At 55.3% G+C, this 17,394-nt stretch carries 10 protein-coding genes; 7 read left to right on the top strand and 3 right to left on the bottom strand.

Annotated features, from left to right (window positions below; all coding sequences use genetic code 11):
• Positions 1-96: 96 nt before the first annotated feature.
• From BMW35_RS15285 to BMW35_RS04440, 4 genes are all read left to right on the top strand, one after another.
• Entirely contained in the window at positions 97-1,506 is a 1,410-nt protein-coding gene (locus BMW35_RS15285; RefSeq protein ID WP_143052149.1) for a hypothetical protein, read from the top strand.
• A 328-nt stretch (positions 1,507-1,834) separates the two neighbouring features.
• Positions 1,835-3,148 carry a PD-(D/E)XK nuclease family protein gene (locus tag BMW35_RS04450; RefSeq protein ID WP_089670354.1) on the top strand — a complete coding sequence of 438 codons (1,314 nt, stop codon included), beginning with the start codon at positions 1,835-1,837 and terminating at the stop codon, positions 3,146-3,148.
• 85 nt (positions 3,149-3,233) lie between these two features.
• Positions 3,234-5,927 carry an McrB family protein gene (locus BMW35_RS04445; RefSeq protein WP_089668179.1) on the top strand — a complete coding sequence of 898 codons (2,694 nt, stop codon included), beginning with the start codon at positions 3,234-3,236 and terminating at the stop codon, positions 5,925-5,927.
• Positions 5,920-7,203 (top strand): McrC family protein, encoded by a 1,284-nt coding sequence (locus BMW35_RS04440; protein ID WP_089668178.1) that lies wholly within the window; start codon positions 5,920-5,922, stop codon positions 7,201-7,203. Before BMW35_RS04445 ends, BMW35_RS04440 begins: the two co-directional genes overlap by 8 nt.
• 119 nt (positions 7,204-7,322) lie before the next feature.
• Here BMW35_RS04440 and BMW35_RS15280 read toward each other — a convergent pair whose 3' ends face one another.
• The 3 genes from BMW35_RS15280 to BMW35_RS04430 form a co-directional block, all read right to left on the bottom strand.
• Positions 7,323-7,976, bottom strand: a complete 654-nt coding sequence (locus BMW35_RS15280; protein ID WP_143052148.1) for a DUF8169 family protein — start codon at positions 7,974-7,976, stop codon at positions 7,323-7,325.
• A gap of 18 nt (positions 7,977-7,994) precedes the next feature.
• On the bottom strand, positions 7,995-8,990 hold the full coding sequence (locus BMW35_RS04435; RefSeq protein ID WP_089668177.1) for a DUF8098 family protein: 996 nt from the start codon (positions 8,988-8,990) through the stop codon (positions 7,995-7,997).
• A 368-nt stretch (positions 8,991-9,358) separates the two neighbouring features.
• Complete coding sequence (locus tag BMW35_RS04430; RefSeq protein WP_089668176.1) at positions 9,359-11,587, bottom strand: Piwi domain-containing protein; 2,229 nt, start codon at positions 11,585-11,587, stop codon at positions 9,359-9,361.
• A gap of 239 nt (positions 11,588-11,826) precedes the next feature.
• Here BMW35_RS04430 and BMW35_RS04425 point away from each other — a divergent pair, with 239 nt between their 5' ends.
• From BMW35_RS04425 to BMW35_RS15275, 3 genes are all read left to right on the top strand, one after another.
• Positions 11,827-13,350: a ribonuclease H-like domain-containing protein gene (locus tag BMW35_RS04425; protein WP_089668175.1), complete on the top strand. Its 1,524-nt coding sequence runs from the start codon at positions 11,827-11,829 to the stop codon at positions 13,348-13,350.
• A gap of 2 nt (positions 13,351-13,352) precedes the next feature.
• Positions 13,353-16,109, top strand: a complete 2,757-nt coding sequence (locus BMW35_RS04420) for a DEAD/DEAH box helicase (RefSeq protein ID WP_089668174.1) — start codon at positions 13,353-13,355, stop codon at positions 16,107-16,109.
• A gap of 94 nt (positions 16,110-16,203) precedes the next feature.
• Positions 16,204-17,214, top strand: a complete 1,011-nt coding sequence (locus BMW35_RS15275; protein ID WP_143052147.1) for a hypothetical protein — start codon at positions 16,204-16,206, stop codon at positions 17,212-17,214.
• Positions 17,215-17,394 lie beyond the last annotated feature (180 nt).

Below are 17,394 nucleotides of genomic sequence, written 5' to 3'. Positions count from 1 at the left end.
ACAAACCTCGATAGGGGTATCGGTAAGTGCAGTGAAGACACTACTCTCGTCCATCACCTACCAACGCTTAAGTCACAACCTTTTGAACGGATGGCCATGTCAGCATGCGTCTCCTGTGGCGAACAATTACCGTCCGTTGTCAGCAAGTGCCCGGAATGCGGACACGAGACTGGCTGGGTATCGTATCCTGAGGATGCGTACTGGTGGGAAAAGGAATATGCAGAGCAATTGGCTGCGGAAGCAGAGTCAGATACGGTATCAGCGGAGCGACTGACGGCGCAAAAATCTGGTTTCATTTCTCGACTATTCTCGACCGATGACCTCCAGAAACGCCGTAGCCATGATCGACCATTACTAGGCTATCTTTCCCCGAGCGAAGATCCACACTACATTTTACTAGCGAATAAGTACATAATCGTCCGAGATCGGGAAGAGAGTCGATACCTTCGAGACGAACCTAGCGTCTATGCGATGATGGCTGAAGAGGGGTACCGTCCTATCGTCATCGCTACCGATGAACGCCTTCTCGTCGTTCTCGGCGATCCCGGCGGAGATGCACTAGCAGCTGTTCAAATTAACAGAATCATCGACATCGAAGCAGATGTTTCCCCACCGGCCCATTATGAATGGAATGTCCAAGAACAGGGCGGGGTAACGAGCGATGTTGACGCGGTTTACAAGCTGAAATTGACGACGGTCACAGCGAAATTCGAGGTATATCTCCATCCGAACACAGAGCGCTCTGAAGTAAATAGTCTGGTCAGATTCATTGAGGACCTAGCTGCAACATCAGACCAAACGAGCCGTCTTCAGGGAGAGACCCAAACTCGCCAAACTTCCGACTTTACTAACTCAAATGGCGGTACTCGCTCTTCCTCAAGTGGTAGCGGGGAAGGGCCAACTCCATCTAGTGTGGTGATTGACCAGACAATCCTCGATAGAATTCGAAGTGCCCGAGAACAAGTTGATTGGAAAGAGTCGGTCCGAACGGGTATTCGCGTAGGCACTGAAGCAGTTAAATACGCGAAATTCACGACAATTTCGACGCCCGGGATTGTCGCTCTCAGTGCGCTCAGTGGGACGGCACTCAAAGCACATAATGACGTCTCTGGATCCTCCCTGTCAATTGACCCTGATGAATTAATAGACCGAGGGCTAGCAGGTGTTGCTCTTGGGAAGCAATTCGACCTTTCAGAGTTCAATACTGAACGGCTTGGGGCCAGTGTGGGGATTTCTCGGTATTTGGCAGAACGAATCACACCCACCTCCTACAAACACCTCGTCGAACGGACGAACCCTGAAACAATTATGAAAGGTGCTGAAGCGGGCAATGAATTGGGGAGTCGAGCTACTGTACCATTGACCACTCGCCAGGGTACATTAGCTGGTGCCTGCGCAGGCCTGGTGTACAGCTATGTGCCACAGGATTCTCCCCTTCATCAAGCTGACCCGGAGGGGATTTTTTCTACCGAACATCTGGACGCGCTTGAAGAGCTCATGGAGTAGAAATTCCGGCTTTTTGGCTTGTCTCGAATTGATCTATCTCAAGTTTAAACAATTTGAGGTACACACCTATTCACCGGATGTTCACCAGAGGAAGTGTCGAACTCATATGCATTAACGGGGGTGAATTACTGGGGTTGAATTGCCAGCCTGTAGGATGGCAGTGTCTCTGTTCTCCGCTCGCAGTATGGGCAAAGCGTCTATGCCGTCACGCTGAGTTGTTCAGGTAGATACTGGAATGTCCGAGATAGAGGACTTGCGGCGTGAACTGCAGACGCTCACACGCCAGTGGGAGCGACTCACTGCGGTTCCAGAGACACCGCGTTCGCTGATGGACGTGATCGAGTACTCGTTAGGAACGCAGCAGAAGGCCGAGGTATACATCAACCGGCTCTTCGCATACCTCCTTGACCCAAAGCAGCCCCACCGGATGAACGCGGAATTCCTCCGCGCATTCCTCACTGGCCTCCCCGAAACCTGTGGATTCGAGGAGGACATCCACGATCTATCAGACGTCGTCGTCAACGAGCAAGTCCAGCTCACAAAGCAGGCCGACGGAGAGACAGTGTCGTCGGGATTCGTCGATCTGGCAGTGCAAGTCCCCAACGAGTGGTTCCTGCTGGTCGAGCTCAAATTCGCCGCTGAGGACACGCAGACGGAGTTCTACCGGCAGGAAGTCACGCACATCGACGGTGTGCCAAAGGACGACTACGAGTCTGGCGGGTACTATCTCTACCTGCATCAAGCCGACCGACCGGACGCGAACGACCCCGAATTCAGTAACTGGACGTGGACAGCCTTCGTCGAATCCGTCCTGACCACGTTCATCGCTGAGAACGCACCACAATACCCGCAACGAACGGTCGTACAGCTCCACGATTTCGCTGACGATATTCGATCCATCACCGGCATGTCAGACCCCACCGACAACGTTGACGAGAAAATCGAACTGTACCTCGACCACTACGACGCCATTGCTGACGTAACGGCCACGTTCGAGACCCAGTGGGAGACGTTCTCCCACAACTGGCCCGCTCGCCTTTCCGACCGTCTCGAAACTGCCAACCAGGGGTCAATCCGCTCAGAAAACGAGTATCACGTACGGTTCGAATGTGCGAATGACGCTGTCGGGGATTGGTGGTTCCGGTCAACGAGCCCCGATTGGGGGATGCTCTTCAAGCACGGCTGGTGGCGGTCCACGGATGACCTCACAGACGTGCTCCACGAGCGCCCCGACAACCGGAACGATGCCAGAATCGGATTCCACCACCGACTCGAAAACGACCGCGAACAGGCACTCCGAGACAACACACTCACACTGTACTTCCGGAACATGGGTGCCAACGATCAGTCATTCAATGATGCTGTCGCTGACCACTTCGATACACGCGCTGATGATATCGAGACTGCGTTGCCGGAGGCTGCGAGTGTCACCGGGAACAAACGCAACATGATTGCAGCAGAATACGATATCGCCCCCGACGAGCACGATGACTTCTTCGCAGCGTACGTCACCGCACTCCAACGAGGCTTCTCCGAACTCGTCGCTGAGAATCCAGCGCTAATCACCATCCTTGACGACATCTACACCGAGGCCGTCGCAGATGTCTACGGCACAGAGATCAGAATGCCCTCGTCGCAATAACGAGCGCCGTGCAGACGACACTCGTCTAGATAGAGCCCTGGATGCGGTATTTTCAAGAACAAGACATTCCACGTATCGGTAACTGATGAGCCAGACCGGTCAAACATCTTCTCTCACTGCACGACAGCGAGCCGTTCTAGAGCAGTGGACGGAGGTAGCAGAAACTGAGCAGGCTGGTGCAGAGTTTGACTTTGGGCAGTACGACCGCACACAGCAAATCATCCAACACGCAGACGAGTTCATTGAGAACCCCACGAGAGACGGGTTCAAATCGATGTGGGACCGGATGCACGCAGCCAGTCAACGGGGGAGAGCCGAACAAATCCTGTCGAAATGGGATGGCTCTATCGCCGACCTCGCTGCACTCATCGAGACTGTCCGTGATGCCAGCCAGTACGATAGTGACTGGGAGGACCAATTAGGAGCGAAGGCAACGATTCAAGAGCTCTTCGGCCACCTTCACATCGAAGACTACCCCATCATTAACGCCGCCACTGAGAGCGGCCTCGCATTCTTCGGATACGACACGCCCACCAGTTACACCGACGGCGTTGAAGCATTCGAAGCCTTCCTCGATACGTACGAGCGTGTCGTCGGACACGCCACCGCCGACGCGGACCACGGTCTCACAGTCCCAATTCGCCTCGAAGTCGATCAACTGTTCAACGTCATCGACAAAGCCGACGAATCAAGCATCGAGGACGAACGATCAGCCGTTGCCACTGAACTCTACGACACTGTCCTCAATGGGACCCGTATTGGAGACCCATCGACTCTAGATCTGAAAGACTTCAGTGACGCAAATCCCACGCCGTACTGGGTGAATCAGTCGAACGAGCCTGAGCTCATCGACGAGTACCTCAAAGCCAAGGTCGATAACGTCTGGCATCACGATCTCGAAACGGTCGAAGCCGGTGACATCATTCTTCATCACTACGAGGACGAGCTCGTCGCCTACTCCGTAGCGACCGGCGAACACGAGACCTACACGTTCCAAGGAGAAGAATTCCAGCGCATTGGCGTTGACATCCACTGGTTCGACGACCCGATTATAGTCGATGCCGGTCTCAAACAAACGCTCGGGGAGGACCAGTACCGCACCGACGAGTACTACGTCCTGGATTCACACAATAATTTCAAACAAGCCTACCTGTCCCGGCTTTCAGACGATGCCGCAGAGTACCTGCTCCAGAAAGCCGGTGTGTCACCGCCAGAAGGGGGATCAATAGGACCGCCCGGTGGGCCGTATGTGAAACCCGAGAATGCGGGTACAATCGAACGCCAGCTAGAACAGAACAAACAGGTCGTGTTTTACGGCCCGCCCGGAACGAGCAAAACCTACGAAGCCAAGCAGTTCGCCGAATGGTGGACACGAGAACGGACGTCGACACCGCCGACTAAGCCTCAAGTTCGGACGGTCACGTTCCACCCGTCGTTCTCCTACGAGGATTTCCTCGAAGGTCTCACAGCCGATGCGACCGACGACGGCACCGTCACGTACGACGTCGAAGACGGCGTCTTGAAACGCATCGCCGCGGACGCCACCGACGCCCTCGAAGCGACGCCGGACGACGAATCCCCACCGCCGTTTGTCCTTATCATCGACGAGATCAACCGCGGCAATCTCGCTCAAATCTTCGGGGAAGTCATCACTCTGCTCGAAGCGGACAAACGAACGACGTACGAGGTCGAACTCGCGCACTCCGGGGAGTCGTTCACGCTCCCGCCAAACCTCTACCTCATTGGGACGATGAATACGGCCGATCAATCGATTGCGCTGGTCGACACCGCGCTTCGACGCCGCTTCCGCTTCATCGACTACCCCCCGGACCTCGACACCGTCCTTGCTACGGACGCTAGCATCGACCGTGATGCTGCCGCTCTTGTCCACGACCGCGCGTCCAAGATTTCCGACCGCGACCGCCTCCTTGGAGCCAGTATCCTCGCGGTCGAGGAGCTCAACACTCGCATCTTAGACGCCCCGCAGCTCGGGAAGGGAAAGCAGCTCGGCCACACGTACCTCATGGGGCATGACTCCGTCCCAGACATCGTTGACGCGTGGCGGTACGACATCCTCCCGCAATTGGAGGAGTACTACTTCGGCCAGACGGAGCGGCTGCGTCAGGAACTCCTCGACGATACCGGGTCCATCTGGTTCGACTGGGACACCGAACGAATCCAACCGTTCACAGCGACAGAACTCTACGACGTCCTCTGCACCCTTGCGGGGATCGACGACCCAGTCCCGCTCGCTGAAGACACCCACTCACCAACCGACACAACGAACGAGCCAGCACCGTCCTCGCAGGACGGACTCAATGATTCGTGGGCGAACGGCGAGCGAACTCCGGACACGTTCCGCGAGCGAATCCAGCACACACTCACCGAGGACAACGCAGCGAAATTCAACACCATCATGGACGCCGGCGAAGACGTCGCACAGCTTGACCCAGGTCGCGGCGAACAGAACGCGAAGCTGATGGTGAAGTCAGACCGAGTCAACCCGAACGTGGGGATCGTGAAACTCGAACAAGACGGGACAATCGGTTTCCGCTGGGACTGGCTCACCTCGAACGAAAACGCAGTCGTCTCGCCGGAATTCGTCGCCGACGCCGCAACCGTCTTCGAATCAATCCCAGAGTACACCCACGACTGGAACGTCGAGGCCGAATCCTCCGAGAGCCCCGAACTCGCAGTCGACGACCTCTCGATGGACGACGCCGAGGCACTCGCCGCCGCCATCCGCAAGTTCGTCGACCGTGCCGCCGAGCATGAGTAACATCACCCCTCTCGGCGGGACCGGCCCACCCATCACCGACGACGCAGCAGTCGGGACTGACCCACCGACAACGCCACTCTCACTCGGTGAACACGACCACACGGAGCCATTCCCTGTCTCGGACGCGGACGCCGAATTCCTCGACACGATGGAAGAGCGGTTCGGGATGACCCCCATCACAGCCACGTTTCAAAGAGACGGGCAAGTCGTGCTCTCCAGCGACGCACACGTCGGTGTCCTCACACTCCCGAGCGGCCTCCGCATCGAAGTCACCCCGAAAACAACGGTCACCCGCCTCCTCTGGGCACTCCAATACGCCTTCGACACACCAGTCGACACCCTCGACGAGGAAACCGAATTCACGAGCGCGTCGTCGTTCTTTGACGCCATCGGCACGCTGTTTCACGCTGAGCTCCAGTCTGTCTTCGCAGAAGGCCTCCACCGCGACTACGTCCCTACAAACACCATCGAAACCCAAGTCAAAGGCCGCATCAACGTCCAGCAACAACTCCAACGACCGTCGCCAGTCACAACCGACTTCGCCGTCAACTACGACGAACACACCACCGACAACCAACTCAACCAAGCCGTCCTCGCCGCCCTCCAAGCACTGCTGTACCTCGTCAGCGACGACAAACTCGCCGCCCGACTGCGCACCCAATCCCAACGCCTCCAACAGTACACCACCACCACCAGCATCACGCCCGCAGACATCCGCAACATCCAACTCTCCAGACTCAACGAACACTACGCCGCACTACTAAAGTTAGCAACACTCGTCCTCGAACGCAAATTCTTCGAAGACGTGCGCGCCGGCACACAGCGCTCGCTCGCCCTCTTCGTCAACATGAACCACGTCTTCGAACGCATCGTCGAACGCGCATTCCGCGACGCCACACGCAACACCACCCACCGCGTCGAAGACCAAGCCACAATCCCCAACCTCATCGACGGCCCACACGCAGTCTCCATGCGCCCCGATGTCCTCATCCGCAACACCGACGACGAACCCCTCCTTGTCGCCGACGCCAAATGGAAAACACACAGCGAATCACCAACCGCAGCAGACATCTACCAACTCACCTCCTACATCCTCACACTCGACATCCCCGGCATCCTCATCTACCCCGGACGTGAAGAAACAACAGCAACGTCCACCGTCGGAGATCAGCAGTTGCGTTCCTTCGAGTTTCCAACAGACGAACCGGCCACCACCTACGACGAATACGTCCACGAACTGCAAGCAGCAGCTCAACACTGCTTAGATAAAGTATAGTAGTCGTCACTGCGGTTTCTATATTTAGAAGAGGGGCTGAAACAACCGCTTGCTTCAGATAGGGGAGTTCACAGACTGCTGTTGCGAGAAGATCTCAGAACCCGGTCGATAGGGAGTTTTTACACGTCGCTGGGTTCCAGAATCCGAAGCTCAAGGCTTTGATCTTCTACTGAGCTAATCCGATTGTTGATTGCTGTATCGTTGCTCGTGAGGTCATTATCTGACCCAACAAGGAGGTCAATCGAATCCTCACGGTGAATCTCTACTGCATCGATTACTATCTGGGTATCGTGACCTAAGTCGAGATCTCCGAGTTCCTCTGATAACTCCGAGTTCGAGAACTGGGGGTAGATACCGTCTAGGAACTTCCGAATGATATCTCGACGAATCGTGTCCAATCCTTGGGACAGCCGGCGAAAGTCGGAGAGTTGTTTCCGTCGAGGCTCTTCCCCCCATCCGCATTGAATGTCAAACCGAACGTGGTCCGTATCGTTGTCTGAGGCACTAACTGGACGCGATGAAACGTCGTATTCGTAAATATTGGACTCCGGGTGGTCTTCCAGCCAGTCCAGCAAATCGTCATAGATTACCTCCCGCCGATCACAGAGACTTGTGAACTCTCCTTTCGCCTTTCCACCGATTACACGATTCAACCCTGAGTCTTCGAGTAATCGGACCGCATCGTTGTCGTCTTCATTTGTACCGGGGAGCTTTGTATAGACGTAGTTTACGAGAACGGAGGTGTCAAAGTTGGCATCCCCATTGGAACTCATTAATTTCGGATATCTACATCACTCGGGATAAATGATATTGTTTTCAGAATCCATATCGATAGCCTCGATATCTTGTGCATTGGGGAGGAGCCCCACCTCATAGAAGTGATCAGTTAGTCTGGAAATCTCTGATTCCACCTGTTGGTTGAACCTCTCGAACTCCTGTAGCCGATTGAGTCGAATAATGTCCTCGTTTGGCCCAGTCGCCGTGTCTGCGGAAATTAGGAGCGCAGGGTACTTCCATATGTAATAGAAGAAAAGCTCAGAGAGATTATTGAGGAGACGGCGCTGCTCCCGAGTGGTTCCCTCTATTTGGGTTAGTTTGAACAGCACCTGTTCAATCAAATCAGTTCCTGCAGATACGACTTGCTTCGTCTGGGATAACTCATCGGTCGCTGTCAAATCCATATGAAAATCCGAGATGAGATATCGGATTTCACGCTCGTCTGCAGATTCCAGAAGACTGTTTGACCCACCTCCCCCAAAATCACCGAGAGTAGCATTCTGGGACTCTGTAGCAATCAGGTTGTCCAAGTTTGTAAGCTTCTCTCGGATGTTGACTGAGGTGATGTAAAGGTCCGTGTATTCTTCAGGCGCGAACTTGCTGTAATAGTCTCGAAGGAAGGTATATCGGTCCGTATACCAAACCTTAGCAAGATTGTAGTCCCCAAAGAAGGTCTCATTCCGGAAATAATTCCGCAACCGTGTCAGGCGATCTGTAGTTGGAGTATCTTGCTGAATCGTCCCGAACTGTTGCCCCGGAGTGTAGCTGGTGTCAGGTGTAGGGGTTGGGCCAACCTCCGTATTCCCACCAGCAAGATACCAACTGTAACTTAGGTCGATGTTCAGGTCCCGTATCGCAAAGAAAGTCAGCTTTTCCTCCTCAACAGCAGTAATCTCCCTTCCACGATTATCGAGAATGCTATCGAGAGCCAAGTCAATAGCTAGATGAACGTCAGTCCGGAGTTCCTCCTCCTGCTCAAAGTCGTCCCAGTCTGCAGGAGAAGGGCTCATATTGAATACTTCAATTGGTCCGTCATATAGACCTTGTTATTCCCCAAATAGCTGAAGGGAATCGGCGTATTTGAGTTATCCAGCCGGTCTCCGGCACGATTTCGCATTCGCCCTCCATTCGTGATCTTGTCCACCATACACTCCCTGCTGTCACCCCGATAGCTTCGTGAATACTTCCTCATCTCCAAAAGTCGCCTAGGACTCGACCGTCAGTTGTGCTTGCTAGCAGAATGCCGGCCGCGCCGTAAGCACAGGTCAGGTACAAAGGCCAAGGGGGTTCCGCAAGTGATCAATTAGGTCTTCGTCTCCCTGTTTGAGATTCGTCACTGAAACCGGGAATCAATTTCATGTTCAGAGTAGGAGACGAACTAAATGTACGCGGGGCCTTTTATAACAGTCCCGGGAGAAACAATCTCATCACTCACATAGCCGGCTGCTTTGTCAGCATATTCGATTGGAATCGGAAGCCGCGGGCTTCGGACTGGACTACCGATGTGGACCTCGGACAGCCAGTATGCTTGTCGAGCAAGAGTCTCTATATCCGTTGGACCAGAGTGTTGGGTGATTCGGTAGGTCTGAGGGGTTCCCACGCTGTTGTCATCTTTAATCTCGGGCTTGCCAGATCCATGGACTATCGCATATCCTTGCTTATCTGAGACGAACGCGATCCCTTTCTCTGCAACCTGGAAGTGCGTGCCATCATACTCCGCAACCCGGGGTTGGCCACTTTTCCGTACACCCACAATATCAATCTCTGCAGATACTCCTCTAAGCCCGTCTTGGATCGCGTCGATATCCTCTGGGACTTTTCCATCACGCATTATGCAGAGTCGATTAATCTCTGTACCTTGGTCCATCGCAAAGTCAAAGACGAGATCCCGAACGAACTGTTGGACGTGCTCTGCCGAGAATTCCTCTCCACTTTGACCGACCGTGGATTCGGCGGCATACGTTGTCCCGTCAGATAGTACAACACTCGCACTCGCGCCAGTATGCTTGCCAGAAGACTGGTCATGAGATACGTCTAATCCCATGAATGCGTCGGTCTCGCCTGGCAGATTGTGAATGTGCCAAGGAGTTCCACCAGCCTTGCCGACCACGGCGCTCAGAATATTCAACATTTTATCGTTTCCGATATCAGCGCCCAGCTTGATGAGCTCATCCACCGTGGATTTTGTCGTCATCTGTGTTGGAACGCCTTGCCGCATCAGGGTCCGTTTGACCTCATGATGCGGGTCTTCAATGCCAAATTGTTCCGACGCTCCCTCATCGGGTACGACTGCTACGACGACTTCCGTCTCATCGTGGAGTCGATGAGCGATGGGCGTATAGTTTGAGATGTCTCCTAATTCGTATTCGTACTTTGTGACACCGCCTGGTGCCTGTATCTCAGCTAACCCTTTTGTGATTAGTCCGGGGAACTCCTGCTGTATGTCGTCCCATGCCTCTGGCACTAGAACGCCGATGCGATACTGTCCGGGGGACTGATACACTCCGCTTTGCCGTAATCCCGTAGAAGGATTGTTTGCTGGTGTACTATTCTGGAAGATTAACCGGTCCCGAGTCCCCCTAATGTCTATTCGGTCATATCCGTCGTTGGTTGGCCCGGGTTCAAATTCTAATTCCAGCACCGGTAGCCACGAGAGGTTCTCTATGAACTCTTTTGTGTATTCGAACTTCTCGCCGGGCATCATCGAACGGCGAGACATGAACCGCTGGAAAAAGTCGTAGTCCTCGTCCTTGACCTGTTCAATTCGAGGTGCTAACTTGAGGAAATGAGGAGCTTGATTGCGGATGTTACTCCCGTACTTGATTTTGAGTAGTCTGGGGTTTTCCTGTATCAGCTTTTGACGCCACTCCTCATCGGCTACTCCTTCATGCATCTCTGCGATCGAGGCACCAGCATCCTCAATGAGATCGTTATAGTGTAAATCACTCCAGCCGCGGAGCCATCCCTGCCCTTCCCTCGAATATCTTTCAGGGTCGTGGGCTGCTTTCATACCCCGCGGATTTTCTGACTTAGTATACAGCTCATCAAGGGTCATTCTGCTTCGAAGAGTGTATCCAGACTCAACATGAGCCAGAACAGTACCGGAGTTCGTAATCTGGATACTGAGTTCATATTTGGGGTGAGCAGCAAATTTCTTTGACGTAAACTCCGGCTCCCTCCGAACGATCTCATTGATGAACTTGTAATCGTATTTTTCGTCCGGGACTGCTCGTCGGAGGCACGATTGTACGAAGTCTCGAAGTGTTTCTCGTTCCCGTGGGTTCTCGGGATTGAGCGTGATTTTCTTCTCTTCAACCACCTCGACACGCTGACCCCAGACATAGACTGTATGAGAGAGACTCGTTGCAGAGAGAACCCTCATCGTACCCGCTGTTGATACAGGTGTCCCATGCTCTTGATCCAACGAATAGGCAGCGGAGGCAGTAAATGCCGTCCTATCACCACTTACACCACCATCAACATTTAGCCGATACTGCGTAACTGAAACATCATTCAGTTGGCTCCTAGAATATGCGTTAAGAAGATATGTCCCGGGTTCAGCACTCGACTGTTGGGATAACGGATCCGTAGAGGGCACCTCGCTCATAAGGTCACGACACTCCCCAACGGCGTATAAAGTTTGGCAGACCGACGTTATGCGGTCTGGGTCGACACTAATAGCTGAGCTATATCGCGGGGCTGATAGAGGGTTTCCGAGACCTCAGAGGACACGAAAGGACGTCCAAAGCTCGGCGTTGTTTTCGTAATTACAATCACTCGGAGAGTGCTCCACTTTCACCCCACCAAAGTCACACTTATTTGGCAAGCCTGCCTTGATTAATCGGAATGGCGCTTGACACCTCTCTGGATTTACTGACATTCCCTGCGCCCGCGCTTGAACGTGTCCCTCAACCTGCAATCCAGGACGCTCTCCAGTATTTCGCGCCAGATTTCATCACAATCCCTGGCCCACGGGATCCAAACGCCCTCGCAGCGATCCAAGAAGCCACTACAGAGACTCCGTTTACATATCCAAAGCTTGGCCGGGACGGCAATCACATTCAGCACTTCCAATACACCTCTGATGCCGGCCTCCACGAGGTCACAGACTCACCATCACCCAATCCCACTATCGACATCCTTGCTGTCCAAAATCAAACCACCCTCCAATACCTCAAGTCGGAAATCGAGTCGGGCACCCGCCAGACTGGCAGCGAGGCAGCGACGTACCTGTTTGTTCCGCAACTATCGGTAGACTGGGACCCGACGACACTTTCGACAACACTCCCAAACCGCAAGGAAATCGCCGCCATCAGCGCACTCCTTCCCGAGCCGGTAACCGTTCTCGCAGGTGGCCAGCCGACAGAGTACTACCACGAGTGGGACCTCTCCCACAACGGATCAGCAGTAACCGTACCGATTACTGGGCTTGGTGCAATTGACCAAGCCCAGTCGAAACTCGCTCGATACTCCTGTACAGCTCATGGAACGGTTGCCGCAGAAGCAGTCGACACCGAATCATTCGGTCTCACAGCCCTGAACGGTGTGGGACCAGCCACCGCCCAACGACTCCGCAACGTAGGGTGTCGGACGACAGAAGATGTCCGCGATCTCTCGGTAAGCAAGTTGGCCGACCTCCCCGGGATCGGCCAGCAGACGGCCGAACAGATTCACGCCCACGCCGAAGTCATTGCCTCAGGCAACCCGCTCGTAGTCTCGAATCGGACACCAGTCAAGACCCGTGACGACCGTCCACCACTCTGCCTGGACATCGAAACGGATGGACTCTCGCCCACGATCATCTGGCAATTCGGCATCTACGACCCCGCGACAGACACCTACCAAGCCTTCGTCGAAACAAACGACCCCCGGGACCCGGCAAGCGTCTTAGAAGCGTTCACCACATGGCTGCTCGCCAACCATAGCAACCGATCACTCCTCACGTGGAACGGCCACAACTTCGACTACCAGCATATCGAACAGTTCCTCAAACAACACCATCCAGAATACACCGACGCGTGGGACGAAATGTGGACGTACGATCTCTACAAGTGGGCTGTCCGAGACGGAAACGCGCTCCTCCCTGGTCGCACGAACAAACTCGGGCACGTCGCACGCGCCCTCGGATACGACCCCACCGAAACAGGCCTCACCGGCGCGCAAACGGCCGCTGCCTACCAAGAGTTCATGCGGAACCCAGACAATCCCAAGAGTGAGCCAGACTGGGACCGCCACAAGACATACTGTCGAGATGACTGTGAAGCACTCTGGCACGTCTATCAAGCACTCACAGACGCACCGCGCCGTGACATGACTGACAGCGGCTCCCAGGGAGCCACAGGCCAACAAGCCGGCCTCACCGACTTCTAACCATGACAGACACCAACCACTCCCACCACCCAGACGACACAGTAGTCGACGCCGATACAGTCATCAACAGTTTCCCCCGCCAGAGCCTCTCCGCGGACTCCGAGTTCATCCAAACGATTGAACGCCCAGCACGACCAGCCAACACCACCCCAACAGACTCAGTACTACGGGCGACACTCGCCGATCAGTACCCATTCGAGCTGTTCAGCCATCAAGCCGAAGCCCTCACCGCACTCGCCGACGGTGAGAATGTGACGGTCACGACCTCAACATCCAGCGGGAAAACCCACATCTACGCCCTCCAAATCGCGCGGAATCTCCTCGATGCGGGCGTTCTCAACCCGGATGGTTCGCGGGCAGCCGAACAGAACAACGCCTCGACAGCGCTGTGCGTGTACCCAATGAAAGCGCTGACGAAAGACCAGAAGCAAGCCCTCAACGACCTCTACGACGACCTCGGACTGGACATCCGCGTCCGCATCTACGACGGCGACACAACAGGCGACCGACGGGCAATTCGGGAGGAAGCCGACGTGATCCTCACGAACTTCGCGGGCCTCAACGTCTACCTCGAACACCACGACAAGTGGAGTCGCTTTTACAGCGCACTTGACCTCGTCGCCATCGACGAATCACACACCTACACAGGCATCGAAGGTATGCACGTCGCGTGGATTCTCCGCCGCATGCAGCGCGTCGCCGACTACTGGGGCAGCACCCCACAGTACGTCCTCACCTCCGCCACCATCGGCAACCCCCACGCCCACTCCCAAGAACTCATCAATCAGCCCGTCACCGTCATCGATGACGACGGCTCTCCACATGGCCCCCGAGACATCATCCTCTGGAACCCCCCGCCACGCGACCAAACACAAGCAGCAGACCCCCACAAAGACGTCGTCGAATTCCCCGACGAAGACTCCACAACCAGTGACACAGACGCCGCCGAGGAGACGGACAACGACGAAGCTGAGACGTTTGTCGCAGAGCGAGTGCCGGCAAGCATCGAAGCACCGCGAATATTCAGTCACCTCACCGCCAACGACATTCGCACGCTCCTGTTCTGCCCGAGCCGGAAACTCACCGAACTCAGCGTCCAACGCACCAACAAACACCGCCAAGCAAACACCAGCGACTACGACACGTCGAAAACACCCTCCATCGAAGCATACAATGCCGGCCTCGGCCGTCACACCCGCCACAGCCGCGAACACGAATTCAAAGCCGGCGCACTCACCGGGCTCGCCACTACAAACGCCCTTGAGCTGGGCATCGACATCGGGTCACTCGATGCCACCGTCCTCATGGGGTATCCCGGGCAACGGCAAGCGTTCTGGCAGCGCATCGGTCGGGCCGGCCGCGAAGCCAGTCGCAGCCTCGCCGTCCTCGTCGGCGACCACCGCACCATCGACCAATACATCATCAACAATCCCGACTACCTCCTAGAGAACGACGTCGAAAATGCCGTTATCGACACCTCGAACAACGCCGTATTCGCCACTCACGTCCTCGCCGCCGCCGACGAAATCGCCCTCGACGAAACAGACAGCGACGCCTTCGCCAGCGAAGAGCGACTCCGGAACGCCGTCCAGATGTGGCGCGAAGCCGGCTACATCGAAGGGTATCTGGATGCCGCCGCCCATTACGCCGGTCCCAGCCGCCCGCAAACGCGGGTCAACCTCTACGGAACCAGCGACACCGACTACCAGTTCAAACTTGCCGACAATGTCGATCCCACTGGCTGGGGGCTCGGCGATGGCCTCGACTTAGAATCCGTCGAACAGAACCGCGCCTACCGCGACTACCACGAAGGCGCAGTCCGCCTGCTGAACGGTCAACAGTTCGAAGTCACCGCCATCAACGAGGACCGCCCACAACCAATCATCGAACTCGAACCCGTCGACCGCGACTACTACACCCGAACACGAAGCAAAGTCAACGTCCTCGACGCAGACACCGAAAAGACACGAGACATCAACGGATTCACACTCCATTTCGGCCGCGGCACCGTCCTCGTCCATCACCACGCCTACGACCAGATGTACATCGAGAGCAGCCAACCCAAAACCCAAGCCCTCCCCACAGACGTCCCACCAATCCTCATGGACACCCAGCTCTGCTGGGTTGAAGTCCCCGACACCATCGAAACCGCACTCATCCACAAATACCAGGACTACGGCGTCGAAACCGGTGTCGATCCAGAAACCGCCGGCATGGCCCACCTCGGCTACATCGCCGGTCTCCACGCCGCCGAACACGCAACCATTCAGACCGCTCCACTGGAACTCCGCGTCGACAAAAACGACCTCGGTGGCCTCGCCACACTCGTCATGGACACGCACTACAGCCACCCCGACTACGACGACATCACCGACACACTCAACGAATCCTTCCAAGCCGCCACCAACGCCATCGAACAACGCACCCACGAACTCGACGGCACCCGCTCCTCCGGGTGGTTCATCTACGACGGCGTCGACGGCGGGCTCGGCTTCGCCCACGCCATCTACAATAACTTCGAAGCCCTCGCCGAACGCGCCCGCGACCAACTCCGCGACTGCCACTGCGGCCAACCCAACGGCTGCCCCGCCTGCACCTTCGACGAACACTGCGGCAACGACAACAAACCTCTCCTCCGCGCCTCAGCCATCGACGTCCTCAACCAACTCCTCGGCGACGATACCCGCGGCGACCTCGCAGAACACATCCCCGACGACGAACACGGAGGCGACCGTCGCCCCGTCGTCTTCTACTCCTGACGTACCCGGTGGCCACAATCATTCCGACAAGTCTAGCAAGAGGATCTAACATCATCCAGACCGTTTTTATTGTGTCCATTAGTTGAGGGCCTATATGGAATTACCTACCACGGTAGCCGCAGACATCGAACAGAATCAGGAAATCAGTATAGTCGCCCGGATAGATTCAATTCACGAAGGTAGTAACGTTCGAGCACGGGTGCTTCTCACCGATATCGACGGAAACGATGTCCAGATCACGCTATTCGACCAAAGTCCAGAATACGATTTCGTCGAGAACCAATGGTTCCTGTTTCAAGACGCGTCAGGTAATATCTATCAAGGCCAGAAAGAATTACGTCCGAATTTCGGAGATATGCGAGTCGAACCGGTCGATCCTCCTGAAGACCTCATTTCCGGTGCCAAAGAGCAAGAGGAGGTCGTAGAACCTACATCCGGCGATGTGACTGACGGTCGGGTAGCGCTCGATATCGAGACGATCCAGACAGTCAAAGAATCTGAGCTGGATCTTTCAAACTCCAACCATCTTGAACTTCTGTGCATCGGTGTTGGCTATCAACCGTCGCCGGGTGTTCCGGTCGAAGCCGACGTCCTCTTCCGAGAAAACTCATCACCAGCAGCAGAATTAGACCTCATCGACGAACTCTGTGAATGGTTAGAAACACGGGATGGGACTACACTACTCACTTATAATGGCGGATTTGATTTGGGGCATATCCGAGCACGCGCCGAACTAGCCTGCAAAGCAGCTCCGCAGGAAGATGAAGCCACCATTCAGCGGGTGGAGGATCTGTTTGGACAACTGACCCACGAAGATCTGAAGCGACCAGGGTTCTCGCTAGAATCTGTCGCAGATGTCCCCGAGACACACTGGGATATCTATAATCACGGCATGGATCCGACGGAGTGGCGGCGAAACCAGAAAGAACTCGGGAACTTTGACGAAGATCGCCCACTGGACGATTCCGCCGTAAGCGGAAGCGACATCCCGTACTTCGGCCAGAAGCTTCTCACGAGTACAGAAGGTAGCCCGGAACACCGAGCTTTACACGAGATGGTATACAGGTACGCCATCTCTGATGTGGAACCGCTATTCAAGCTGTAACATTCATCCATCGTCTTACCCGAATCAAACTCTTAACAGAGGCCACATTCAGCACACTCGAAAACGGCACTTGGAGCGCAATCATGCACCGCGCCACGACCATACCTACCACGACGTCTTCGACCACGGCACGAACCCGCTTCCCGATGTCTCAGATACGATCTTCCGCGACGGACAACA

Source organism: Halobacterium jilantaiense (assembly GCF_900110535.1).
Classification (GTDB): Archaea; Halobacteriota; Halobacteria; order Halobacteriales; family Halobacteriaceae; genus Halobacterium; species Halobacterium jilantaiense.
Note: the sequence above shows the minus strand (reverse complement) of the source record. Positions and strands in the feature narration are given on the sequence as shown.

Coding starts and splice junctions, on each gene's coding strand:
- BMW35_RS04445 (WP_089668179.1), top strand. CDS start 3,234: ATGAGCCAGACCGGTCAAACATCTTCTCTCACTGCACGACAGCGAGCC.
- BMW35_RS04425 (WP_089668175.1), top strand. CDS start 11,827: ATGGCGCTTGACACCTCTCTGGATTTACTGACATTCCCTGCGCCCGCG.
- BMW35_RS04450 (WP_089670354.1), top strand. CDS start 1,835: ATGGACGTGATCGAGTACTCGTTAGGAACGCAGCAGAAGGCCGAGGTA.
- BMW35_RS15275 (WP_143052147.1), top strand. CDS start 16,204: ATGGAATTACCTACCACGGTAGCCGCAGACATCGAACAGAATCAGGAA.
- BMW35_RS04435 (WP_089668177.1), bottom strand. CDS start 8,990: ATGAGCCCTTCTCCTGCAGACTGGGACGACTTTGAGCAGGAGGAGGAA.
- BMW35_RS04420 (WP_089668174.1), top strand. CDS start 13,353: ATGACAGACACCAACCACTCCCACCACCCAGACGACACAGTAGTCGAC.
- BMW35_RS04440 (WP_089668178.1), top strand. CDS start 5,920: ATGAGTAACATCACCCCTCTCGGCGGGACCGGCCCACCCATCACCGAC.
- BMW35_RS04430 (WP_089668176.1), bottom strand. CDS start 11,587: ATGAGCGAGGTGCCCTCTACGGATCCGTTATCCCAACAGTCGAGTGCT.
- BMW35_RS15285 (WP_143052149.1), top strand. CDS start 97: ATGTCAGCATGCGTCTCCTGTGGCGAACAATTACCGTCCGTTGTCAGC.
- BMW35_RS15280 (WP_143052148.1), bottom strand. CDS start 7,976: ATGAGTTCCAATGGGGATGCCAACTTTGACACCTCCGTTCTCGTAAAC.